Origin of the sequence: Martinezella calliandrae (assembly GCF_030272695.1) — a bacterium.
In the GTDB taxonomy this organism is placed as follows: Bacteria; Pseudomonadota; Alphaproteobacteria; order Rhizobiales; family Rhizobiaceae; genus Rhizobium; species Rhizobium calliandrae.
Genome location: NZ_JARFYN010000032.1, coordinates 31,466 through 55,666 on the forward strand (window position 1 = coordinate 31,466; position 24,201 = coordinate 55,666).

The following is a 24,201-nucleotide window of genomic DNA, read 5'->3' on the forward strand; positions in this document are numbered from 1 at the left end:
AGAAAGCGTGCCAGTTCCGCGAAATTTGAAAACCATATATTTTTCAAGCTATTGCGGACGCAGCCAGTTTCAATCCGGAAATCGGTGCAGAAGCTGTCAGCACGATTTATGTGCAACGCACAAAATTGGCGCAGAAAATTGCCCGGATTTCACTCGCTCTCACTCTTCATCCGAGCAGAATCCGCGCCAAAGCCGTAACGTGGCTAGGGACCACGGTCTTTTGTCAGCATGATCTTCTCCAAAACCGTCGCGCCCTCTTTGGGGTCATGGTCCATTCTGGGCATGATCTTTTCCAAAAACTGCTCCGCACTTTTTGGGATCATGTCTTACTTGATCAACCCGACTCGGAGCGCTTTGGCGACTGCCTGGGTGCGATTGACCGTGTCCAGCTTCTTGGTTGCCCGGTTCAGGTAGTGATTGACCGTGTGTTCGGAGAGCGTCAGGATTTCTGCGATTTCGGCGCTGGTCTTACCCGCGGCCGTCCAGTTCAAGCAATCGATCTCTCGATCCGTCAGCGCGTCGGCCACCCGGATGTCCATGTTGCGGATTTCCGCGAGGCGGTCGAAAATATAGAGCGCGACGTAGCAGAGATCCTTAATCTCCTCGGCTGAGAAGAGCTCGCGGTCGCCGGCAAGCGACACTGCTCCGCGAAGGCCAGATGCGTCGTGGGTCGGCAAATAGATGCAGCGTGTCATGCGGAAACGTTCGAACAACGCGGTAATAAGTTGGGCTCTGCCATCATCGCGATTGGTGCTTGCCGTTGTCTCGTGAATAAAAGGCAATGTGGAATTGCGCAAACGCCGCAGCACCGGGCTGTTCGTCATCAGCCCTTCCTGGTCGTAGGTTGCCAGGAGTTCGACGGGCCAGTTGTTGATTACCGAATTGCTCTGCAGTTCGAAAGATGTAACCGGCGGCAGGTTCAGGACCATGAATGCCCGGCAGCGATAGGCTTCCGTCAGCCGCTTCATAAAGCGAAAAACATCGAACTGTGTCTTCAGACCGGTAATTTCATCAATATAATCCTCGCCCCGAGGGGGCCTTCCCGTCTGCACCAATGCTGCCATCATTAGTCTTCTTCATGTAATGGAGGGACGCATACTCGAAATCGCCGCCTCCAGGCCTCCGGGTCACCACATTAACGCCGACAGGCCGGCGCTTGATCAAATATAAATTTTTAAAAATCTCGCACAATGCGACACTCATACTGCGGCGCCCGGCAATCGTTCGCCTATCTCCTCAGAACGCAGCGGCAGGTACTCAACAAGAATGGCAGTTCATCTACGATTCTCATCAAGCGATTTAGAATAAATGTTTAAGTTGGCCAAGGTCCAGCACATGAAAGGCAAAATTGGTGAATTTCACATGACAGTCGAGAAAAATCGGCGGGATTAACGCCTCGGGCCAAGCCGACTGCGCATATCCTGCATGATTGCGGCCGCTGCAGCCTTTACCAAAGGCGCCCATTCCTGCAATTTTTCCGACGTAACGCGGTAGGCCGGGCCGGTCACCGAGACGCCGGCCAGTATATCGCCATCGTCTGAACGGATAGGCGCGGCGACGCAGCATATGCCGGTTTCATGCTCCTCACGATCAAAAGCGCAACCGCGCACCCTTATAGCAGCGATGTCGGCCTGAAGATCTGCAACGCTGCGGTGGGTATGCTCGGTATAGGCACGAAACTGGAGGGCGGAGATTCGGGCTTCGAGGCTGATATCGTCCAGCGCAGACAAAGCCGCCTTGCCGACCCCAGTGCAATAGGCTGGCGAGGCGTTGCCGATCTCAGAATACATGCGCACCGACTGCCGGCCTTCGACCTTGTCGAGATAGATGACCTCGGTGCCACGCAGGACGCCGAGGTGCACAGTCTCGCCGGTCTGCGCCTGTAGAAGGCGCAGATGCGGCTCGGCGACGGCCCGAAATTCGTTGCGCGCCCAACTGCGTGACGCAAGGTTCAAGAGCCTGATGCCGGGCAGATAGCGCCCGTCGCGATCGGTTTCCAGCAACCCCTCCTCAACGAGATGCGACAATTGCCTATGCAGCGTTCCGCGCGGCTGGTCGGACAGCGACAGGATGTCGGTGAAGCGCATCGGACTGTCGGCCAGCGCAACGAGATCAATGAGCGCCATGAGCTTGCCGAGCGTCCCGGTCTCCCTGCCGCGGCGGACATCCCCCGTATGTTCGCCCTGTTTCGAATTCACGACTGCCTCGCCACGTCTACTGCGTACCATCACATCCTTGACACGGCTGAAGGGTAATCCGATAATTCCATATAGTCAAATACAGTTCCAAATAATGGAACTACATATTTTTCGGGAGGGAGACGAACTTGACCGAGACACAGGCAAATTTTCCCGATCTTAAGGATCGGACTGTCCTGATCACCGGCGGTGGCTCCGGTATAGGCGCGGCCCTTGTCGAGGGCTTCGTTCAGCAGGGCGCCAAGGTCGCTTTCATCGACATAGCGGAAGAGCCGAGCAAGGCGCTTGCCGCCCGGCTCTCGGCGCAATCTGCTCATCCGGTCGCCTTCTATCATGCCGACCTTCGCGACGTCGGCACCGTCAAAAGCACGGTCGCAGCCGTCGAATCCGATCTCGGCGCAATCCGCGTCCTCGTCAACAACGCCGCCTGGGACGACCGGCACGAGATCGACACGACGACCGAGGAATATTGGGATAACAACCAGGCGATCAACCTGAAGCAGGTTTTCTTCGTCTCGCAGGCAGCAGCGCCCGGCATGCGCGCAGCCGGCGGCGGGGCGATCATCAATTTCTCGTCGATCGTCTTCAAGATGAACCCGCCACATCTTTCCGCCTACGCGACCGCAAAGGCCGGCGTGATCGGCCTGACCAAGAGCCTTGCCGGCCGTTTTGGGCCGGAAAACATCCGTGTCAACGCCGTTCTGCCGGGCATGGTGGTCACCGAACGGCAGATGGAGCGTTGGCTGACCGAGGAAAGCATCGCCAAGACGATCGAGCGCCAATGCCTAAAGCATGTCCTAAAGGCGGCCGATCTGGTCGGCCCGACACTATTTCTCGCATCCAATAGCGCAGGCAGCATCACCGCGCAGTCCATCATTGTAGACGGAGGTATTTTCTAGTGGCAAGTCCCGCATATATCGCGGTCGATTGGGGCACCAGCAGTTTCCGGCTGTGGCTGATCGGCGAAGATGACAGCATTCTCGGCGAGCGCCGCAGCGCCGAAGGCATGACATCGGCGGCTCAGACAGGCTTTGCCCAGGTGCTACAATCGCATCTCGATGCTCTGGCCGCGCCGGAAAATCTTCCCGTCATCGTTTGCGGCATGGCCGGTGCGCGTCAAGGCTGGGTAGAAGCCGGCTATATCAACACGCCGACTTCGCTCTCCGCCATCCTCACCGGCGCCGTCTCCGTGCTCGGCCAATCGCGTGATGTCCGTATTCTGCCGGGTTTGGCGCAACGCGACAAGCAGACGCCTGACGTCATCCGCGGCGAGGAAACGCAATTGCTCGGCGCGATCGCAGCTGATGCCAAGGGCGAGCAGGTCGTTTGCATGCCCGGCACGCATTCGAAATGGGTGCGTGTCGTCGACGGCCAGGTTAACGGCTTTTCGACATTCATGACCGGCGAACTATTCGACGTTATCACAAAGCACAGCATCCTATCGCATGCCGTTGCCGGCGCGGCCGACATGCCTGCTGACAGCATCGCATTCGAATCCGCGATTAAGGCTGCCTTCAACAAGCCGGCCCTCGCCACGAACCTGCTCTTTACCGCTCGTGCCGGCCAACTTCTGCATGGCCTGACGGCCGCCGGAGCGCAAGCGCTGATCTCGGGCACGCTGATCGGCGCCGAAATCGCCGGCGCCCTGTCATCTGCCGGACAAGGGGCTGAAATTACCCTCGTCGCGTCCGGACGCCTGCAGGCACTCTACGAACATGCATTCCGCACCATGGGCCTTACCTATGCAACTGTTGATGCGGAAGCCGCTGTCCGCCGCGGGCTTTCGGCCGCCGCGAAGGCGATCTGGCTGAATAACGAAAGAAAAAGCTGATGACGACCCGTATCCCTTTCCCTCCGATGAAGCGCCCGCTTATCGCCATTCTCCGCGGCATCAAGCCCGAAGAGACGGCTGATATACTCGGCGCTCTGATCGATGCCGGCCTGACGGCAATCGAAATCCCACTGAACTCGCCGGAGCCCTTCCGCTCGATCGAGATCGCCGCCAAGATGGCGCCCGCCGATTGCCTGATCGGCGCCGGCACGGTGCTGACCGTTGAAGACGTCGACCGGCTGGACGCCGTAGGTGGCAAATTGCTGGTGACGCCGAATGTCGAACCTGCCGTCATCAGCCGCGCACGCGACAAAGGCATGGTGACTATGCCAGGCGTATTCACCGCGACGGAAGCGCTTTCGGCTGCGGCTGCCGGTGCGACGGGTCTTAAATTCTTCCCCGCCGGCGTGCTCGGCGCCTCCGGTATCACAGCCATCCGCGCTGTGCTCCCGCCCGAGCTTGTCATCGCAGCCGTCGGCGGCGTTTCCGACAAGAATTTCGCCGATTACACCAAGGCCGGCATCCTGGCTTTCGGTCTCGGCACCAGTCTCTACAAGCCGGGAATGACGACGGCAGAGGTTGCCGAACGCGCCAAGGTAACCATTTACGCTTATGATGCTGCCGTAGGAGTCTGACCCGTATGACCGATATTCATGATTTTCAGGGCAATATTCTCTGCAACACCGCATCGGCTCTGGGCGAAGGACCGACCTATGATCCCGATACGGATACGGTCTGGTGGTTCAACATTATTGGCAAGGAACTGCATGAACTGCATCTAGCGACGGGCAAGAAGGAAGTCCATGCTCTGCCGATGATGGCAAGCGTACTCGCCCGCATCGACGATCGGCGGCAATTGCTCGCCACCGAAGAAGGACTGTTTGTTCGCGATGTCGGATCCGGCGAACTGACTTTTTATGCCGCGATCGAGGCGGACAAGCCGGAGAACCGCTCCAACGACGGGCGGACTCACATTTCCGGTTCGTTGTGGATCAGCACCATGGGCAAGCGGGCGGAAATGCAGGCTGGCGCAATCTATCATGTCGCTGGCGGCAAGGTGACGAAGATCTTCGATCAGCTCAGCATCCCGAATTCCATCTGCTTCTCACCCGACGGTACGATCGGATATTTCACCGATACTCGCGTCAGCCAGTTGATGCGGGTGCTGGTCGACCCGCTGACCGGGATGCCGGTCGGCGAGCCGATTGTCATGGTCGACAGCATGGAGGACCCTGGCGGCCTCGACGGCTCGGTCTGTGATGCTGACGGTTACATCTGGAACGCCCGCTGGGGCTCCGGCTTCGTTGACCGATACAGCCCCGACGGCTTGCGCATCGAGCGCTATCGCGTGCCCGCCATGCAGCCCTCCTGCCCGGCCTTCATCGGCCAGAATGCCGATCGGCTTGCGGTGACGACAGCCTGGGAAGGCCTCGACGAAGACGCGCGCTCGATGCAGCCGCAAGCCGGCGCGCTCCTGGAACTTGGCCCTACGGTCAAGGGCGTTTTTGATCCGATCTACAAAATCTGATTGTATTTTGGTGATCGCGCGCCGAAAATTCTGTCGGCGCGCCGAGCAGCAGATAAGCGCGTCCTGTGCTTCGGACTAAGCGCATTCATCGCTGCAACCGTTTATAAAATCAATTGCTTAGGTTGCATTGATCTATAGGTTATCCTTTGATTTTTCGCGTTATATCGACCTCGCGGTGGTGACGGCCAGCCCTCTCGCGCAACTGTTGCCGGAACTAAAGCTCTTTTCGACCATTCTCCTAACGAACCGGCACGGTGATGGTCAGCCAAAAGAGTGGCCCCGCCCGAGTTGGTTAACGTGCCCATCAGAATGAAAGGTAGGTTCACGATGACCGGCAAATTGTTCACTTCCGCTGCTGCTGGCGCGATCTTTGCCACAGCATCGGTTCTTTCACCGATGGCTTTCGCTCAAGCACAGCAGCCGTCAACCGGCAACAACGCCGCGCCGATGACGCAGACCGCCCCGGCAACGCCAGACACCAAGACGGCTAAGCCACAGAACGACGCCCAGGCCCCGGCCCCGGCACCGACGACAAACACGGCGCAGGGCGGTGGATATCTGACTGAGCAGTCGGCAGATCAGATCAGCGCCAGGACCTATATGGGCCAGTCGGTCTATAACGGTCAAAATCAAAGCATCGGCAGCATCAACGACCTCATCCTGCAGAAGCAGGGCGGTGTTATCGCCGCGGTCGTCGGCGTCGGCGGTTTCCTTGGCATCGGCCAGAAGAATGTCGCCGTTCCCTTCGCCAAGGTCACCGCAACCCAGAACGCTCAGGACGGCAGCATCAAGCTGACGACCACAGAAACGGCTGACTCGCTGAAGGCTGCACCAGAGTTCAAGACGCTTGCTATGCAGGCCTCTGAAAAGGCTGCAAAGACCCCGGCGACGGCTGCGGTGCCTGGAACCGACACCACGACGACCTCGTCGACCAGTAAGTGACGAAAGTGTCGCATAGCTTTGAAAAACGGCGATCTTTGCGGGTCGTCGCTTTTCATATCTGCATGCGCAGCAGAACGACCTGTGGTCCTTGATCCGGGCCAATCTAGGCGGTTTCGCGCTCACCAGCCAATTCGTAGTAGTTCTCGTGAAGATAGCGCAGCGTCGCGACGCTGTCGGCAGGCTTGCCGTAATAATAACCCTGCCCCATGGCGCAGCCGAGCGACCTGAGCTTTACCGCCTCGGCGTAGTCCTCGATCCCCTCGGCGACCACCTCCAGATCAAGCCCCTCGCACATCGCAAGGATCGCCTTGACGATATGTTCGGAGGCCCGGTCAGAGTTGATGCGGGAGACAAAGGCGCGATCGATCTTCACTTTGTCGAAAATGAAATCGCGCAGGCGGCCGAGACTGGATTGGCCGGTGCCGAAATCATCCAGCGAGATGCGCACGCCTGCCGCCCTGAGATCGGCGATGATGCGGTGTGCCGTGTCAGCTGAGCTCATGACGGCCGTCTCGGTGATTTCCAATTCCAGCCGATGCGGATCGAAGCCGACGCGGCCGAGAATGGCGAGAATGCTGCTGCTCGTGCCGGGATCCATCAATTGCGCCGAAGACAGATTGAAGGAAAGGAAAAGCTCGCGCGGCCAGGAAAGCGCCGCCTCCGCAGCCTTGCGCAGTAGTGTCTCGGAGAGAGCGTCGATAAAGCCACGCTCTTCCGCGAGCGGGACGAAAACAGCGGGTGAGACGAAGCCGAGATCGGCGTCGTTCCAGCGGGCTAAGGCCTCAAAGCCAACGATCAGATTACTGGCGAGCGATACGATGGGCTGGAAATGCACGTCGATAGCATTCGAAATGATGGCGTTGCGCAGCGCCTGTTCGAGCTGCGTCGCGCGCTTCATCTCCTGGGCGATTTCTTTGGAATAGACGGTGATCTGGCCACGGCCGCGCCGCTTGGAGCGATAAAGGGCAGTCTCGGCGCTCTTCAGCAGATCCTCGAATTCCTCGCCGGCGAAGGGATAGATGGCGAAGCCAAAGGAGGCGGAAAGACGAACATTGCGATCGCCGAGATCATAGGGCGCCGATAACACCTCGCGGATCATCTGCCCGAACTTCTCCGCGCCGACACGTTCAAAGACCAGTGGCAGCACGAAGGCAAATTCGTCGCCATCATGGCGGGTGACGGTGGCGCCATCGGGAATGCAGGCTTTTAAGCGATGGGCGACCTGACATAGGATCTCGTCACCGGCTTCGACACCGAAGAGGTCGTTGATCGGCTTGAAAGAATCGAGATTGGCAATGCCGATGGTGAAGGGGGCCGGATCGCTGGCGCGTTCGACGGAAAGCAGGCGCGCGCGGTCGCGCATGCGGTAGCGGTTCCCCAACCCCGTCAGTGGATCGGTGTAAGCCATCGCCTGCAATTCATTCTGACTGACTGGCGCGAGCGATATTTCAGCCGATTTCATATTCAGTTCCGACATTTTCCTCCGACCACGAAGGAGCATGACGGCGAAGTCTTAACAAAGGGTGGCGGGGCGGCAGTCATTCGAAGGGAGCAATATCTATCTATTAGGAACTATACAGCAATGAGACTTATTTAATTTGTACCTTACGACTGCTTTGCATGTATTTCTGAAACACCGTCTCCAGAATATCCGGGCTGACGGGCTTCATGATGACGTCGTCCATGCCAGCGTCGACGCATTCGTTGCGGTCCCGCTCGAAAGCCTGGGTGAGCACGCCGATGATCGGGGTACGTGCTCCGCTGCCCTTTTCCGAACGGCGGATCAGTCTTGCGGCTTCGAAACCGTTGAGACCCGGCAGGGAAATATCCATCAAGATCAGCTCCGGGCGATGTTCGCTCCATAGGCGCACCGCCTCGTCGCCGCTGGCGGCGATCACATACCGATAGCCGAGCCCCTCCAGGATCTGCGAAAAGACGATCTGATTGATGTCATTGTCTTCGGCGACGAGGATCTGGAAACCACGATCCTCGCCACGGGTTGCGATCTGCCAGTCATCTGCCCCGCCTTCCGCAAGCTCGCCCGCCTTGCCGCGGATGTTGCGGTTGAAATGCCGAGCGATCAGGAAAGTGAGCTCGGTGGCGAGCTGCGAACCGTCCAGCAACAACCCCGGCACATTCTGCCGCTCGGCCAGTTCCAGACCGCGTTTGCCGAGCTGATTGTCGACGATGACCAGATCAATCTTGATACCGAGGGAGCTTGCGACATCCAGAAACGCCGCCTCCTCGCTTTCATCATGGACCGAACAAGCCTCAAAGCCATATTTGGCAAGCATCTTCAATGCCGCCGATTCAGCCGCAAGATCGCTGGTAACCACAAGAATCTTGCGACCGGAGAAATTCTCGGGAACAAACGTCTCCATGGCCGGCGGGCGGCGCGAGGCAGTCTGAAGTGCTGCCATTGGTACATAAGCGCGCCGATAGGACCGGTCGTTGTTCTCCTTGATCTGCGAGGCAAGAGCGAACTCATCGAAATCCGCGCCCTCTTTCGGCAGATCCTGCATGGTGGCGACGAGGAAATAGCGGCCGGGCTTGCCTATACGCTGTTTCCTTGTAACCACTTCGCGCTCGACGCCATCGCGGGCAATCTGGCGCTGGCGCGAGATCGACATTTCGCCGGTCTCCATGACATGCCGGTCGCTTTCCTCGAAGCGGTTTGCGACATCGGTGGAGAAGAGATCGATGCCCTTACGGCCCAGGACCTCATCCGCCGAAGTCTGATATTTGTCGCAGAACGCCTTGTTGACCGCGACATAGACCATGTTACGGTCCTTCACGAAGAGGGGAAACGGAAGGCTGTCGAGAATATCTTCCGTAAGCTGCACCCGCTCCATGTCGATGCGCCATTGCTCCTCCCGCTTCTTCACCTCCGAAATATCCGAGAGGATGCAAACGCCGAACCCTGACGGCAGCCGGCGCTTGACGAAACGAACCCAACGATCCTCACCGAGACGCTCCGTCGCCTCGAAACGCTCGCGCCAATGCGAGGCAATCCGCTGTGAGACCCAATCGTCGCGTGTTGCCGCCGACTTCGTGTGAGCATCGCGATGTCGGATGCCGGTGTCAAAGACAGCGCCGAGAAAATCGCGCAGACGTGTTGACGGCTGCAGGAATTGCAGCGGGATTGGGAAAAAATTCAGGACCTGACGACTGACGAACAGCAGCAGATCGTTCTTGTCGTAGACAAGGAAAGCACTTGAGAGCCCATCACAGACAGCGTCGAACAGCGCCGCCTGCAGATTGCCGTCAGACGGAACATCTTCAGTGATTGCTGCAAAAGCTGCCTTGTCAATCTCGGCAGTCATTCGTCCGATTCCTACATCTATTCGATATCACTGCACGCTGAAGTTGAAAGCAATAGTGATAGCTCTCAAAGCAAATTTATGAAGATATCATGCTGGCCTGAACACTTGAAACAGGCGGAAGTCGGCCCTCGAAATTTGACGGTCACCAGCCTGCCGCCAAAAGCCGTTAACGTGCAAAAGCGCGCCACCTGCAATCATTTCAAGTTCTGTGAATGCAACCTGTCATTATTCCCTTAAACATTGATTAAATTTTTAATCAACCTCTCACCTGAATCGGGTGGATGACGAAAGGCAGCCTTGCGTTTTCTCTTTCCACCTCGCCGCGAATCCACGAAAATGGCGACATGGCCATCAAGCAACTCTCCGAAACCCTGATCAACCAGATCGCCGCCGGCGAGGTCATCGAGCGGCCGGCGAGCGCTGCCAAGGAGTTGATCGAAAATGCGCTGGATGCCGGCGCGACGCGCATCGAGATCGCAACGGCCGGTGGTGGCAAAGCGCTGCTGCGGGTCAGTGACAACGGATCCGGCATGGCGCAGGCGGATCTGGAGCTGGCAGTCAGGCGGCATTGCACCTCAAAGATTTCCAATACACTGGAGGATATCCGCACCCTCGGCTTCCGTGGCGAGGCCCTGCCCTCGATCGGCTCGGTGGCGAAGCTATCTATTGCCAGCCGGAGGCCCGGCAGCGATGGCGGCGCCGAAATTGCGGTTGCCGGTGGCAGGGTGCTGCACCTCCGCCCAGCACCCACCAATCCGGGCACGATCGTGGAAGTGCGGGACCTGTTCTTCGCGACGCCAGCGCGGCTGAAATTCCTAAAGACCGAGAAGGCCGAGGCCGCGGCGATCACCGAGGTGGTTAAGCGCATGGCGATCGCCTTCCCGCGCGCGCGTTTCGTGCTCTCCGGTAGCGACCGCTCGACTCTCGAATTTCCGGCGACCGGCGACGATCATCTCGCCCGCATGGCACAAGTACTCGGCAACGAGTTCAAGGATAACGCCATCGAGCTCGACGCCTTACGGGAAGATGTGAGCTTGAGCGGTTTTATCGGCGTGCCGACGTTCAATCGCGGCAACTCGGCGCATCAATATGCCTTCGTCAACGGCCGGCCGGTGCAGGACAAGTTTATCCTGTCGGCGATCCGCGGCGCTTATGCCGAAACCATACCTTCCGGGCGCTATCCCGTTGCTGTCCTCTCCATCACGCTCGACCCGGCCTTAGTCGACGTCAACGTGCATCCGGCGAAATCCGATGTCCGCTTCCGCGATCCTGGCCTCGTGCGCGGCCTGATCGTGGGCGCGATCCGCGAGGCGCTCGCGCGGGAGGGCGATCGTGCGGCGACGTCGGGCGCCGACGGCATGCTTCGGGCCTTCAACCAGGGCCGTTCGGGCTTCCAGCCCGCATGGCGCCCTTCGGCATCAAGCGCACCATGGACACCCGAGGCCTCGCCATCGCGGCCATACCAGCCCCAGGCAACGAAAGGATATGGATTCGGCGAGCGGCCCCAGGCTGCCTTCGACGGCCTCGCCATGCCGACCGCCCGTGCCGAAACCGCAGCATCTATCGAGCCTGCACGTGCGGAGGACCCGGCTCGGTTCCCCCTGGGTGCGGCCCGTGCCCAGCTGCATGAGAATTACATCGTCGCACAGACGGACGATGGTCTCGTCATCGTCGACCAGCACGCGGCGCATGAGCGGTTGGTATTCGAAGAAATGCGCAAAGCCCTGCATTCGAAGCGGCTGTCTTCGCAGGTCTTGTTGATCCCTGAGATCGTCGACCTGGCGGAGGAAGATTGCGATCGATTGATGGTATTTGCCGACGAGCTTGCCGAACTCGGCCTTGCGGTCGAGCGTTTCGGTCCCGGCGCGATCGCGGTACGCGAGACGCCGGCCATGCTCGGTGAAGTAGATGCCCAAGCGCTGATCCGGCAATTGGCCGACGAGATCGCCGAGTGGGACACGGCTTCCGGCCTTGCCGCCAAGTTGGAATATGTCGCCGCAACGATGGCCTGCCACGGTTCGGTGCGTTCCGGCCGAAGGCTGAGGCCGGAAGAGATGAACGCGCTGCTGCGTCAAATGGAGGCAACGCCCGGCTCGGGCCAGTGTAATCACGGTCGGCCGACCTATATAGAGTTGAAGCTGTCGGATATCGAACGGCTGTTCGGACGCAGCTGAGAGTGGATGCGATCGAAAGAACTGGAAATGTCCTGCTTGCCGAGGTATGGCACACAGATGACAAAGATTGGGGACGGCATAAGATGAATCTTTTTGAGGGGCATGGAAACCGCGAGGCGAAGATTCGCTATCTCGACGGCGATTTCCAAATCCTCATGCCCGGCTCCTATGTCGTTTGCGCCATGACTGGCAAGCATATCGCGCTCGATGAGCTACGCTACTGGAGCGTCGCCCGGCAGGAGCCCTATGCTGACGTGATGTCTTCGTTGGAAGCCGAAAAACGCGCCGGCGCGCTCCCGAACCAGAAGAGCTGACGACTTCAATCCCTATTTCGCTCTCCGTCCGTCCCGTAACCGCCTTTCGCGGGCGGCTGCTATTGCCCGGTCGATAATCAGGCCCGGCGCACGGTGATCATCGAAGACCATGTCGATCTCGATGACGCGGCAGGCCCGTAGCAGTTCGTCGGCGCGGCCATGATGGCCGATCAAGCGGACATAGTCCTTGGAGGTAGTGACGATCTCCAGGCCCTCGCGGGCGGCCATATGGAGAATGTCGGCTATATCGTCTTCGCCCGGATGTTCGTGATCGCCGAAGGTACGGCTAACAGCGATATTGGCCCCCAGGGACTCGACTGTGCGGAAGAATTTGGTGGGATCGGCAATACCTGCGAAGGCGAGCACGTTTCGGCCGTGCATATCCTCCTGCCCACACACCTTGACCGACGCCGCGAAGAAAGGCTTCCCGGCCCTTGCTGCCATGCGCACGGTCCGATCGGCGGCGTTGCCTTCGCCAACTTTCAGCAGCGCCGAGGCACAGCGCAACTGCGTCCGCAGCGGCGCACGCACCGGTCCGCTGGGAACGAGATAGCCATTTCCAATGCCTCTCGTGGCGTCGATGACGACCAGGGCATAGTCGATCGCGAGTTGCGCGCTCTGAAAGCCGTCGTCCATGATGATGAGATCGGCGCCCTCGTGTACCAGCCGCTCCGCCCCCTCGAAGCGGCGGCGCGAGATTACGGTCAATGCCTCGCGAGCAAGGAGCAGCGGCTCGTCGCCGACCGCAGTGGCGTGATGGTGATGTGGATCGACGACCGTCGTCACGTCAAGCGAACCGCCATAACCACGGCTGAGGAAGCCGGGCTTCAATCCCTTTGCCTTGGCGACACGGGCAAGCGTCAGCGCTGTCGGTGTCTTGCCAGCACCCCCCACCGTGAAATTGCCAACGCAGATGACCGGCACCGGAACGGAGGCGCGACGGCCGTGCACCATTCGATGGCCGGCAACGCGGCCGTACAGAAACGAAAAGGGCGAAAGCCCCCAGGCGCGCCAATCAGGCTTTCGCCACCAGAAAGGCGGTGCTTCCGTTACCATAGTCTAATCCCGCCTCGCGCCGACTGTTGCCCATAAGATCCTGGAGCGGTTCAGCTTTTCATCGAATTTAAGAACCACTGGATCTGTTGTTCTTCCGCAATTCCAGGATAACCGTTGCGCACTTTTCCTGGAATTGCTCTAGCAAGGCGGCAAGAAAGGGCAGATCGGATGAAAAAGCAAGCCATTGCCTTGGTCACACCGGCTGAGCAACGGGCAGCAGGCTTTCCAGCTCGGTGATATCGTTCAGGCAATAGTCGGAGGCGGCCGCGAGCGATTCACGCGATCCGGTGCCCGTCAGCACGCCGACCCTCAGGCCGGCACCGGCATTATGTGCCATGTGCAGGTCATGATTGTTGTCCCCGACGACGGCGATTTGCGAGGGAGAAAGGCCTGTCGCTTCGCAAAAACCGAGCACCATGCCGGGCTCCGGTTTGGTTCCGAAGCCACTATCGTAACCGGCGATATAATCGAGATAGTCGAGGAAACCGAAGCGGGCCGCCGTCTGGCGGATAGAGCGCTCATTGTCGCTCGAGGCAACGCCAAGCCTGTAGCCGCGTTCGTGCAGGCGGTGGAAGAACCCAGCGAGATCGGTGACCGGCGCGGAGAAATCCGCGGCATGGGAAAATAACGCATCAAGCTTTTCCGTCAGCTCGATCACATCCATTCTGGAACCGGCAGCCACGAGGCCCTCGGAAATCTGGCGGGTATTGCCAGCGGCGAGCAGGCTGTCAGGTACAATATGGCCGGTGACCGGGTCCATGCCACAGGCCAGAAGCAGATGATCTGCAAGTACGGCATCTCCCTTTGCGGCAATGCTGGCAAGCTCGCGATTGACCGGCAACCAGCTCTCATCATAGTCAAGCAGCGTGCCGTCCTTGTCGAAGAGAATGCCCGCGATCGCACCCAGCTTGATTGCCGTCATGGAGTACTCCCTTTATCCCTGCGCCATCGTCTTCGGCAGCAATCGCGCCTTCACCGTCAGCGGGTTGATGTAGGGTTCCAATCCCTTGACGGTCGCCGCCAGCGCTCCGCGCATCTCGTGCACAGCCACGTAGCCGGCGTCGATCATTCCGCGCCGGGCCGCATCGTTGGTTAGCAGATAATGCACGCCCCTCGCCAGCATCTCGGTATCGCGCACCATACGAGCGCTGCCGCGGCGGGCCAGCAACTGGTAGGCATCGCGGAAATTCTGGACATGACCGCCGGACAGGATCGCGCAACCGAGCATGGCCGGCTCGAGCGGATTCTGGCCGCCTTCGTTGAACAGCGACTTGCCCATAAAGGCAACTTCGGTCATCCTCAGATAAAGCCCCATCTCGCCGATCGTGTCGCCGAGGAAGACGTCAACATCCGGCGACAGCACATCGTTGCGTGTGCGGCGCGCGACTTTCAGTCCCTGCTCGACGAGCATCGCCTCAATCGCGTCGCAGCGCTCGGGATGGCGCGGCACGATTATGGTCAACTGACCATTATGCTCTTTCAGCGTCCTGTGGACGACGGCAGCAGCACTTTCTTCACCCTCGAAGGTCGAGACAGCCGCCCAGGTTTTGCGGTCGCCGATCTGCTTCATGTAGCGGGCAAGGGTCGGCGCATTATAGGGCGGCGCGTCGGTATCCACCTTGAGATTGCCGGATTTGATAACCTGCCGCGCACCGAGATCGCGAAAGCGCTCGGCATCGAGATCGGACTGCGCGACGACCAGCGCAAGACTTTCGAACAGTGCTTCTGAGAGCGAAGGATGCCTGCCCCAGCGCGCAAAAGAACGATCCGACAAGCGGGCGTTGACGAGGATCTGCGGGATGCGCCGACGGCCAAGCTCCATGATGGTCATCGGCCAAATCTCGGATTCCGCGATGATGGCGCAATCGGGCTGCCAATAATCAAGGAAACGGCTGATGGCAGGCTTCAGGTCGAGAGGCACATATTGATGGATGACCTCGTCGCCGAGGCGCTCCTGTGTCACCTTGGCCGACGTGATGGTTCCTGTGGTGAGAATCACGTGGATGTCGCGGCGGCGGATTTCCCGGATCAGCGGAACGACTGCCGAAGTCTCGCCGACGCTCGCGGCATGAATCCAGACAAGCGGTCCCTGCGGGCGATTGGCGCTGGCGTAGCCGAAACGCTCGAGCCGACGGGAACGGTCCTCCTTGCCCTTGGCAGCGCGGACGGCGAGATAAGGCCCGATGAGGGGATAGATCGCAATCCCACCGAGGCGGTAAGCACCCAAAGTGAGGCGCGCCCTGAGGCTGCTCATCTCGATTGCCTCCGATCCAAGCTGATCGTCATCGATACCAAATCCCAATTGTCTCACGGCCGAAAGATCGGCCGACTTTTCGTTCTGATTGCGTCAAAAATACCGCGCCATAGCCGGATGAAAACGATAACGCCCATCCGAGCGGGAATATCAAATGTTAAATGAAGCGGGACGCGGCTTTACGAGGAAGCCTTATCCTGCGGATCAAGCAAACGATGCAGATGGACGATGAAATACCGCATATGGGCGTTATCGACGGTCTGCTGAGCCTTCGACTTCCAGGCAGTCAGGGCGCTCGCGTAGTCGGGATACATGCCGACAATGTCGAGTTCGTTCAAATTGCGGAATTGTACTTCCTCGAGGTTTTCCAATTCCCCGCCGAATACGAGGTGCAAAAGCTGCTTTTTGCCGCTGGAGTTCGTCATTTTCGTCTCTTTCTGTCGTCGTCCCCCTCCGCTCTTCCTGTGCGGGATTTTGACCAAAAGGTCAACTGTCTCGTCTGTGGGCAAGTTGGCGCAGGAATTCCGGCAGCCGTGCCACCGGCGAGCCGCAGAGTTCGCCATGCGAGACATCGGCTCGATTATAGGTGAGCGGATGGCCTGAAAGATCGACCAGCGCCCCACCCGCCCGTTCCAGGATGAGATCGGCGGCGGCGAGATCCCAGTCGTGAGAATTGCGTTTGACGATCGTCCCTTCCAGCCGGCCGTCGGCGACCATGGCAAGGCGAAGGGCGAGCGAAGGCACATGCTTCACCCGTTCGATCGTCTTGCGGAAATCCCCATCAAATCCGTTCAGCATGTCCTCTGCGGTGGCAAGCCTGCAGGTATCATGATCCGGCCTGGCGGAAACCGCGATCGGCTCACCGTTCTTCAGTGCCGGGCCGTCGGCCGTCGCAACGAACAATTCCTTGAGCGCCGGTGCATAAAGTACGCCCGCGGTTGGGCGGCCATCAGTCACCACTGCGACACTGACACACCACAGCTCGAGTCCCGACAGAAACCCACGCGTGCCGTCGATCGGATCGACAACGAAGAGCGTCTCATGCGACAACCGCTCGGCATCGTCGTCGGTCTCTTCCGAAAGCCAGCCATAGTCCGGTCGTGCGGGACGCAGGATCGCGGCGAGCTTTTCGTTGGCCGCGAAATCGGCGGCGCTGACGGGGGAGCGGCCTTCGTTCTTCCACCAGACCTCGGGCGACTGCCGGAAGTAGCCGAGAGCGATTTCGCCGGCCTGGCGCGCTGCTGCAACGATCAATTCGAGATCGCTCAATTGGCCGACTACGTCTCTATCGCTCATTCCGAAATTCCAATCTCCGACTCAGCGCCCAGCGAGCGTCATGCCCTCGATGGCGAGCGTCGGAGCCGCGACGCCGAAATTGCGGTCGATATCGTTTGCCGGCGTCACGCGCATGAACATGTCCTTGAGGTTGGAGGCAATCGTCACCTCCGAAACCGGGAAAGTCAGCTCGCCGTTCTCGATCCAGAAACCGGTAGCGCCGCGGCTGTATTCGCCGGTGATCATATTGACGCCCTGGCCGATCAGCTCGGTAACGTAGAAGCCGTTGCCGACATTGCGGATCAGCTCTTCCGGAGAAATATCACCCGGCTCCAGCGCCAGATTGGTGGAGGATGGGGAAACGGCAGTGCCGCCGCGCGATCCTCGGCCGTTGGTCCTGAGACCGCCGATCTCGCGCGCCGTCGACGTGGACAGGAACCAATGTTTCAACACGCCGTCCTCGATCATCACCAGCCGCTTGCCGGAGACACCTTCGCCATCGAAGGGGCGCGAGGCCGGACCGCGCACGATCAAGGGATCATCGGTGATCGACAGGCCGGTCTTCAAAACCGGCTGGCCCATCTTGTCGCGCAGGAAACTGGTCTTGCGCGCAACGGACGCGCCGTTGATAGCACCGGCGATATGCCCAACGAAACCGCGCGCAATGCGCGGATCGAAAACGACCGTCAAATCCTTGCCGGTCGGAACCTGACGTGGATTGATGCGATTGACCGCCCGCTCTCCGGCGCGGCGGCCGATATCCTCGGCTGCGTCCAACTCAGAGAAATAGAGGCGGCTGTCGAAATCGTAATCACGCTCCATGCCGGTGCCTTCGCCGGCGATGACGCTGACGGAGCGGCTGAAGCGGGAGCCCTTATAGTGACCGGCAAAACCGTGTGACGTGACGAGCACCATGCCGCCCATGCCGGCGGATGCACCGGAGCCCGAGGAATTGCTGACGCCCGGCACGGCGAGCGCCGCCTCTTCCATCGCAAGGGCTGCATCGCGCAGTTGAACCGACGAGACCTCGGTCGGGTCGAATAGTTCGAGATCGGGATAGGTCTTTGCGAGATCGGCTTCATCGGCAAGGCAGGCGAATGGATCTTCCGGCGAGACCTTGGCCATGGCGACGGCCCGTTCAGCGAGCGCCTGCAGATCGAAGCCGGGATTGGCCGAAACGTTGGCGACTCGGTTGCCGATAAACACCCTCAGCGAAAAATCATCGCTTTCGGAGGATTCTGTGCCCTCGACCTTGCCGAGGCGAACGCTGACGGATTGCGCCCGCGAGCGCACGACGACGGCATCGGCCGCATCCGCACCGGCTTTCCGGGCGAGGTCGATCAACTGGCTGGCGCGGGAAAGCAGAGTGGCGGAATCGATTTCTGAGGACATGATTTGGCCTTTCCTTCGCGTTCCATTTATTGTGCACTACATAAAGCATCAAGGGCGGCCAAGCCGATTCTTGTCCGAATGTCTTCACGCATAGTTGTTTCTGACCACTATGCGCTGCAACACCGCCTGCCCAAAGAAAGAAACAGACGATGTCCGCGCCTAATGCTCTCTTTACCGAAACCCTGCTGCTGCTCGGAGGCGCCGTCGTCACGGCACCGATCTTCAAGAAATTGGGGCTCGGCACCGTGCTCGGCTATCTCGCCGCCGGGGTCGTCATCGGCCCGATACTGCACGGCATCGGCGACGGTGAATCCGTGCTTGCCGTCGCTGAACTCGGTGTGGTTTTCCTGCTGTTCATCATCGGCTTGGAGCTGAAGCCATCGCGACTGTGGCAGATGCGGCGCGACATTTTCGGTCTCGGCACGGCGCAGGTGATCTTGTGCGGATTGGCGCTAACGCTCGCCGCCGATCTCGCAGGCATCGCCGGCTGGCGCGGCAGCATCATCGTTGGCTTTGGCCTGGCGCTATCTTCGACGGCATTTGCCATGCAGATCCTGGAACAGGACGGCGACGTCAATACGAAATACGGGCAGCGTTCCTTCTCGATCCTGCTGTTGCAGGACCTGGCGATCGTGCCGCTGCTTGCCCTGGTCACGGTTCTCGGCGGACCGACGCAGGCTTCCGATCCGATCCTGGACCTTGCCATCGCCGTCGGCGCGGTCGCGGCGATGATTATTGCCGGACGTTACCTGCTGACGCCGCTGTTCCAGGTCATCGCCCGGACCGGCGCACGTGAGGCGATGATCGCCGCAGCCCTGCTCGTCGTCATGGGGTCGGCGACGTTGATGCAGCTTGCCGGCCTCTCCATGGCAATGGGGGCCTTTCTCTCCGGCGTGATGCTCGCCGAATCGTCCTATCGCCATGAGCTGGAGGCGGATATCGAGCCGTTCCGCGGCGTGCTGCTCGCCATCTTCTTCATCGCCGTCGGCCTGTCGCTGAAGCTGGATGTCATCGTCGAAAATTGGGTGCTGATCGTGCTCGCCGTGCCGGTCGTCATGATCATTAAGGGCGTGATCATTTATGCGCTCTGCCGCTTAACCGGCTCTTCTCACGACGATGCCATCCGCATGGCCTTCCTGCTTCCCCAGGGCGGCGAATTCGGTTTCGTGCTGTTCAGCACGGCCAGCGCCAGCGGTGGGCTCTTCTCGGCCAGCACGGCATCGCTGCTGATCGCGATCGTAACGCTCTCAATGGCGCTGACCCCGCTGGGTGCGGCGCTTTCGAAGCGTCTGCTGAGTGGCGATACACATGAGGAGCTGGACGAGGATTTCGAGGGTGCGGGCTCCGACGTGCTGATGATCGGCTTCTCGCGCTTTGGCCAGATTGCCGCACAGATCCTGCTTGCCGGCGGCCGCGACGTCACCGTCATCGACTTTTCCGCCGATCGTATCCGCCAGGCCTCCAACTTCGGTTTCCGCATCTATTTCGGCGATGGTACCCGAAAGGACGTATTGCGCTCGGCCGGGATCGATCGCGCCAAGGTCGTCGTCGTCTGCACGCATCAGCGCGAGATTACAGACAAGATCGTCGAGCTGGTGCAGACGGATTATCCGCACGCCCGCGTCTTCGTCCGCTCCTACGACCGCATTCACTCGATCGAACTGCGCAACAAAGGCGTCGATTTCGAGCTGCGCGAAACGCTGGAATCCGGTCTGCTTTTCGGCCGCCGCACTTTGGAAGCCCTCGGCATCAGCGAGACTGAAGCCTTCGAGATCGGCGAGGATATCCGCAAGCGCGACGAACAACGGCTGGTGCTGCAGACGAGCGAAGGACTGCAGGCCGGCCGCGACATGCTCTACTCACGACCGGTCAAGCCGGAACCGCTGGTCAAGCCGAAGCGCAGCGCCGACGTTTTCAGCGACGCCGACGACCTCTCCGCCCTGCCGCAAGAGGAGGCGGAACGGGCTTAATTCCTCGCGGTGATCACCCGGTCGATGGCGAATTTCAGTTCGTCCTTGACGCCTGCGGACATGGCAAGGATTTCGCGGGCCTTCAGGAAATCGAGCACGCCTGTGCGGCCGATAGACGGCCTCAGAAAGATCTGCGGCGCAAGCAGCCGCAGCTTCAACGCGATATTGGACTGCATCGTCAATTGGCCGGCGCCGAACAGGCTCTCGATGCGGTTCGGAATATGGGCGCCGTCGCCTTCCGGTCCGCCGACGACGTCAATGCCGATGATGATGTCGGCAAGCCCAGCCAGATGCTCGTAGGGGACCGGATTCATGATGCCTCCGTCGATCATTACGCGGTCGCCGACCTTGACCGGCATGAAAACGGCGGGGATGGCGGCGGAAGCCGCAAGCACCGGGAAAAGCTCGCCTTTTTCCGTGACGACTTCCGCCTGATCATAGTAGTCCGTCGTCACCACCTTCAGCGGGATGTGCAGTTCGGAAAAATCCTGCGGAAAGGTTGAAGGCATGAAAGCGCGCAGGATGCGTTCGAGATTGAACTGGCCAATCCGGAAGCTGCGCATGTTTGCCGGCCTGAGGCTCCAGATCTTGTTCAGCACAGCCGGACGGTTGCCGACGGTGGCGAGCGTGTAATCACGGATTTCCGCGCCGCTCATGCCGGCTGCCATCGCCGCACCCATGATCGAGCCGATGGAGGCGCCGGCGATTGCAACTGGACGAATGCCGAGCTCGTCCAGCGCTTCGATGATATGGATATGGGCAAGTCCGCGCGCGCCGCCGCAACCGAAGGCGACCGCGACACTCGGTGTGCTGGATGTCGCGAGCGGATAATCGCTCCCAACAAAATCGGCATAATCGCCCATATTTCTCTTCCTCCGCCGCTAGTCCTGCCGAGGTCGATAACGGAAGAAATGCATTTTGCTATCGCCGAAAGTCCGCTCCTCAAGGAAGAGAAAATCGGGCGCGACGGCAACGGCGACGTCGGCGCGCTCCTCAAGAATAGCCAAGGCTCCCGGCACAAGCCAGCCGCCAGCCGCGGCAGCTGCGAAGGCTTTCTCGCCCAGACCCCTGCCATAGGGCGGATCGGCGAAGAGAAAATCGAAGGGCTCCAGATTGCCGACGCTGCCGAGATCGGTGGCGTCGCGCCTGAGGATGCGCGTGCGGCCATGCAGGCCGAGTGCATCGATATTTTCCCAAAGCAGGCCGCGGCCCTCGACGCTGCTTTCGACGAAAAGGACATGACGGCAACCGCGGGAGGCAGCTTCGAGGCCAACGGCGCCGGTGCCGGCAAAGATGTCCATCATCCGCGTGCCGTCGATGGCCCCGGGATAGGCATGGCTCACGATATTGAACAGGCTCTCGCGCGTGCGGTCCGCCGTCGGACGAATGTCGTCCGACTTCGGCACCGCAAGCGACCGGCCGCGAAACTCACCGCCGACGATCCGCACTGCGTATCAACCCCTTCCGCCCTTTGGGCCGCCCCTTCCGGAGCCGCCGCGATTTGCGCCACCGCGGCCAGGACCAGCCGATGGGCGACCGGCCCCGCCGGGCTTGCCCGAGAAACCGCGTGCCCCACCGGGCTTTCCGCCCGGCTTGCCGCCAAAGGACTTCCCGCCCGGTTTCTTGCCGAAGGGCTTGCCCGCCGGGCGTTCGCCATAGGAACGCTCGCCTTGTGGACGGTCGCTGCGGGGGCGTTCGGAGCGTTGCTCGCCGTGGAAAGACCTGGCGGGGTCGTCTCCCTCAGGACGCGGCCGCCGGTCGCCATACGGTCGATCCCCACGCGGCTTGCTGCCGAAGGGCTTGTCGCCGCGCGACGGACGATCACCGAATGGGCGATCACCGCGAGGACGCTCGGAGCGGGCTTCGCCCTGGAAGGATTTCGTACGGGGCCGGTCGCCGCCTTCAGTGCGCGAACCACGTTCGCCACGCGGACGATCGCCAAATGGACGATCCCCACGAGCGGGACGGTCGCTCTGCGGCCGATCTCCACGGGAGCGCTTACGCTCGAAGCCCTCGTCATCGCCGCGCTTGCGCGGTGCGACCTCACTCGAGCGTATCCATTCGCCGTCCGCCTCGTCGACACGATTGACGCGAACGCGCGGGCCTTCATCCGGGCGGTCGAAACCGCCGCGCTGCGGGCGCTCGGTCTCGCCTCGCTTGGCAGCAGTCCTCGCATTCTTGGCAGCCTTGAGGGCAGCCTTTTCACCAAGCGGTCGGGCACCGGGCGCCATCCAGACGTTGGCGCTGCGGCGCGGGCCGAGCGGCTGCCGCTTCGCACGGTCGTCCTCCCCATGGCGAGAGCTTTCCCGACGGTCGTCCGCGCGACGGCCGCCTTCGCGGCGATCCTCACGCTTGGTGTCCAGGCGGCTCAGGGCCCGCTCGCGCTTATCCTCGGGCCGCTCGCGGCGCAGGCGTTCCTCTTTCGCGGCGCGTGCCGGCTTGGCGTCGGCTTCATCCTCGAGGGCACCAGCAGAGGCATTATAGAGCGGCGCATCGAAATTCGCCTTGGCGTCTTCGACCAGACGGGGACCGAGCTGATCGCGCAGCGTGCGGCCGCGCACTTCCAGCACCCGGCCCTCCGCCAGCTCGCCGAGCTGGAACGGGCCATAGGAAATGCGGATCAGACGGTTGACCTCGAGGCCGAGGGCGCCGAGCACATTCTTGATTTCGCGGTTCTTGCCTTCACGCAGGCCCATGGTGATCCAGACGTTGGACCCTTGCGTGCGATCGAGCGTCGCCTCGATGGAGCCATAGAGCACACCATCGACGGCAATGCCTTCCTTCAGCTTGTCCAGAGCTTCCTGATCAATCTCGCCGTGGGCGCGGACGCGATAGCGACGCAGCCAGCCTGTGGTTGGTAGTTCCAGAACACGGGCGAGACCGCCATCGTTGGTGAGCAGAAGCAGGCCTTCAGTATTGATGTCGAGTCGGCCGATCGACATGACGCGCGGCAGCTCTTCCGGCAGATTGTCGAAGACAGTCGGACGCCCTTCGGGATCGGCATTGGTGGTCACCAAGCCTGCTGGCTTGTGATAAAGCCACAGACGCGTGCGCTCGATGCCGCGGATCGGCACGCCATCCACCTCGATCTTGTCGGTCAAGGTCACGTTGACGACCGGCGTATCCAATAGCACGCCGTTCAGCTTTACGCGGCCATCCATGATCATACGTTCGATGTCGCGGCGCGATGCTACGCCGGCGCGCGCCATCACCTTGGAAATACGCTCGGCCTTTCCATCTCCGCCTTCTGTCTCTGCCGTCGCCTTGGCTGACGCAGCCTTCATCGGCTTGGCGTCGTCGCCTGTCTTCGCCGGCTTCGTCTTGACGTCGCGGGTAAAGGGTTTGGACCCGGGCCGCTTGGGCTTGTCATTCATTGTCATTTGTTGTTTGCCTGAATTTTTAAGGCGTGTTCCTATCAGGTCACGCCCCCGCGGTTAAGTGGAAAATCTTAGATGGTGCAGACAAATTGCTTCATGGAGCTGGCGCTGGCCGAAGCGAAGACCGCTAAAGCGCGTGATGAAGTGCCTATAGGAGCCGTCCTCGTGCTCGACGGCACCGTTATCGCCAAAGCCGGCAATTGCACGCGTGAACTCAGCGATGTCACCGCGCATGCCGAAATCACTGTGATCCGCATGGCGTGCGAGGCGCTTGGTCAAGAGCGGCTGGCGGGTGCCGATCTCTATGTGACGCTGGAGCCATGCACCATGTGCGCCGCCGCCATTTCGTTTGCCCGCATCCGCCGCCTTTACTATGGCGCGGAAGATCCAAAAGGCGGCGGGGTGGACAATGGGGTGCGCTTCTATCGCCAGCCGACCTGCCATCACGCGCCAGAAGTCTATTCGGGCATGGCCGAACTGGACGCGGCTGACATTCTCAAGGAATTCTTCCAGCAAAAGCGCATGGAAGACTAAAAAGCGGCGGATTTGACCGCCGCTCCAGCTAGA

The 24,201-nt window shown here is 60.4% G+C and carries 22 protein-coding genes; 9 read left to right on the forward strand and 13 right to left on the reverse strand.

Annotated elements, in window-relative coordinates; translation table 11 throughout:
• Positions 1–326: 326 nt before the first annotated feature.
• Positions 327–1,067, reverse strand: coding sequence for a helix-turn-helix transcriptional regulator (locus PY650_RS22270; RefSeq protein WP_432761565.1), 741 nt, complete (start codon positions 1,065–1,067; stop codon positions 327–329).
• 321 nt (positions 1,068–1,388) lie between these two features.
• Positions 1,389–2,126, reverse strand: a complete 738-nt coding sequence (locus PY650_RS22275) for an IclR family transcriptional regulator (protein ID WP_285881774.1) — start codon at positions 2,124–2,126, stop codon at positions 1,389–1,391.
• Positions 2,127–2,326: 200 nt separating this feature from the next.
• Between PY650_RS22275 and PY650_RS22280 the strand changes: the two genes are divergently transcribed.
• The 5 genes from PY650_RS22280 to PY650_RS22300 all read left to right on the forward strand — a co-directional run bounded on the left by PY650_RS22280 (position 2,327) and on the right by PY650_RS22300 (position 6,499).
• Complete coding sequence (locus tag PY650_RS22280; RefSeq protein ID WP_285881732.1) at positions 2,327–3,097, forward strand: SDR family NAD(P)-dependent oxidoreductase; 771 nt, start codon at positions 2,327–2,329, stop codon at positions 3,095–3,097.
• Positions 3,097–4,029 carry a 2-dehydro-3-deoxygalactonokinase gene (locus PY650_RS22285; protein WP_285881734.1) on the forward strand — a complete coding sequence of 311 codons (933 nt, stop codon included), beginning with the start codon at positions 3,097–3,099 and terminating at the stop codon, positions 4,027–4,029. Before PY650_RS22280 ends, PY650_RS22285 begins: the two co-directional genes overlap by 1 nt.
• Positions 4,029–4,664: a 2-dehydro-3-deoxy-6-phosphogalactonate aldolase gene (locus PY650_RS22290; protein ID WP_285881735.1), complete on the forward strand. Its 636-nt coding sequence runs from the start codon at positions 4,029–4,031 to the stop codon at positions 4,662–4,664. Before PY650_RS22285 ends, PY650_RS22290 begins: the two co-directional genes overlap by 1 nt.
• A 5-nt stretch (positions 4,665–4,669) precedes the next feature.
• Positions 4,670–5,557: an SMP-30/gluconolactonase/LRE family protein gene (locus PY650_RS22295; protein WP_285881736.1), complete on the forward strand. Its 888-nt coding sequence runs from the start codon at positions 4,670–4,672 to the stop codon at positions 5,555–5,557.
• A gap of 327 nt (positions 5,558–5,884) precedes the next feature.
• Positions 5,885–6,499 (forward strand): PRC-barrel domain-containing protein, encoded by a 615-nt coding sequence (locus tag PY650_RS22300; RefSeq protein ID WP_285881737.1) that lies wholly within the window; start codon positions 5,885–5,887, stop codon positions 6,497–6,499.
• Between the two features lie 103 nt (positions 6,500–6,602).
• Here the strand turns inward: PY650_RS22300 and PY650_RS22305 are convergent, their stop codons facing one another.
• Positions 6,603–7,961, reverse strand: coding sequence for a putative bifunctional diguanylate cyclase/phosphodiesterase (locus PY650_RS22305; RefSeq protein WP_285881738.1), 1,359 nt, complete (start codon positions 7,959–7,961; stop codon positions 6,603–6,605).
• Between the two features lie 127 nt (positions 7,962–8,088).
• Positions 8,089–9,822, reverse strand: coding sequence for a response regulator (locus PY650_RS22310; RefSeq protein WP_285881739.1), 1,734 nt, complete (start codon positions 9,820–9,822; stop codon positions 8,089–8,091).
• A gap of 344 nt (positions 9,823–10,166) precedes the next feature.
• Here PY650_RS22310 and mutL point away from each other — a divergent pair, with 344 nt between their 5' ends.
• Together mutL and PY650_RS22320 are read left to right on the forward strand one after the other, a co-directional pair.
• A complete protein-coding gene (gene mutL, locus PY650_RS22315) occupies positions 10,167–11,996 on the forward strand; it encodes a DNA mismatch repair endonuclease MutL (RefSeq protein WP_285881740.1) in 1,830 nt (609 codons plus the stop codon).
• A gap of 83 nt (positions 11,997–12,079) precedes the next feature.
• Complete coding sequence (locus PY650_RS22320) at positions 12,080–12,310, forward strand: DUF2093 domain-containing protein (RefSeq protein WP_285881741.1); 231 nt, start codon at positions 12,080–12,082, stop codon at positions 12,308–12,310.
• Between the two features lie 12 nt (positions 12,311–12,322).
• On the opposite strand, the gene lpxK is transcribed toward PY650_RS22320, so the two are convergent.
• From lpxK to PY650_RS22350, 6 genes are all read right to left on the reverse strand, one after another.
• Positions 12,323–13,366 (reverse strand): tetraacyldisaccharide 4'-kinase, encoded by a 1,044-nt coding sequence (lpxK, locus tag PY650_RS22325; protein WP_285881742.1) that lies wholly within the window; start codon positions 13,364–13,366, stop codon positions 12,323–12,325.
• 193 nt (positions 13,367–13,559) lie between these two features.
• Complete coding sequence (locus PY650_RS22330; RefSeq protein ID WP_285881743.1) at positions 13,560–14,288, reverse strand: HAD family hydrolase; 729 nt, start codon at positions 14,286–14,288, stop codon at positions 13,560–13,562.
• Between the two features lie 12 nt (positions 14,289–14,300).
• Complete coding sequence (gene waaA / locus PY650_RS22335) at positions 14,301–15,620, reverse strand: lipid IV(A) 3-deoxy-D-manno-octulosonic acid transferase (protein ID WP_285881744.1); 1,320 nt, start codon at positions 15,618–15,620, stop codon at positions 14,301–14,303.
• A gap of 179 nt (positions 15,621–15,799) precedes the next feature.
• Positions 15,800–16,045 (reverse strand): DUF4170 domain-containing protein, encoded by a 246-nt coding sequence (locus PY650_RS22340; protein ID WP_120703322.1) that lies wholly within the window; start codon positions 16,043–16,045, stop codon positions 15,800–15,802.
• 61 nt (positions 16,046–16,106) lie between these two features.
• Complete coding sequence (locus PY650_RS22345) at positions 16,107–16,916, reverse strand: 3'(2'),5'-bisphosphate nucleotidase CysQ (RefSeq protein ID WP_285881745.1); 810 nt, start codon at positions 16,914–16,916, stop codon at positions 16,107–16,109.
• Between the two features lie 21 nt (positions 16,917–16,937).
• On the reverse strand, positions 16,938–18,287 hold the full coding sequence (locus PY650_RS22350; RefSeq protein ID WP_285881746.1) for a TldD/PmbA family protein: 1,350 nt from the start codon (positions 18,285–18,287) through the stop codon (positions 16,938–16,940).
• A 149-nt stretch (positions 18,288–18,436) separates the two neighbouring features.
• Between PY650_RS22350 and PY650_RS22355 the strand changes: the two genes are divergently transcribed.
• On the forward strand, positions 18,437–20,257 hold the full coding sequence (locus PY650_RS22355; protein WP_285881747.1) for a monovalent cation:proton antiporter-2 (CPA2) family protein: 1,821 nt from the start codon (positions 18,437–18,439) through the stop codon (positions 20,255–20,257).
• Here PY650_RS22355 and PY650_RS22360 read toward each other — a convergent pair.
• The 3 genes from PY650_RS22360 to PY650_RS22370 are packed head-to-tail and all read right to left on the reverse strand — an operon-like array spanning position 20,254 to position 23,637.
• On the reverse strand, positions 20,254–21,120 hold the full coding sequence (locus PY650_RS22360) for a patatin-like phospholipase family protein (RefSeq protein ID WP_285881748.1): 867 nt from the start codon (positions 21,118–21,120) through the stop codon (positions 20,254–20,256). The two genes, PY650_RS22355 and PY650_RS22360, sit on opposite strands and share 4 nt — an antisense overlap.
• 18 nt (positions 21,121–21,138) lie before the next feature.
• Entirely contained in the window at positions 21,139–21,705 is a 567-nt protein-coding gene (gene rsmD, locus PY650_RS22365; protein ID WP_285881749.1) for a 16S rRNA (guanine(966)-N(2))-methyltransferase RsmD, read from the reverse strand.
• A 6-nt stretch (positions 21,706–21,711) separates the two neighbouring features.
• On the reverse strand, positions 21,712–23,637 hold the full coding sequence (locus tag PY650_RS22370; RefSeq protein WP_285881750.1) for a pseudouridine synthase: 1,926 nt from the start codon (positions 23,635–23,637) through the stop codon (positions 21,712–21,714).
• A 72-nt stretch (positions 23,638–23,709) separates the two neighbouring features.
• On the opposite strand from PY650_RS22370, the gene PY650_RS22375 reads away from it, so the two are divergent.
• Positions 23,710–24,168, forward strand: coding sequence for a nucleoside deaminase (locus PY650_RS22375; protein ID WP_285881751.1), 459 nt, complete (start codon positions 23,710–23,712; stop codon positions 24,166–24,168).
• The last annotated feature ends 33 nt before the right edge of the window (positions 24,169–24,201 follow it).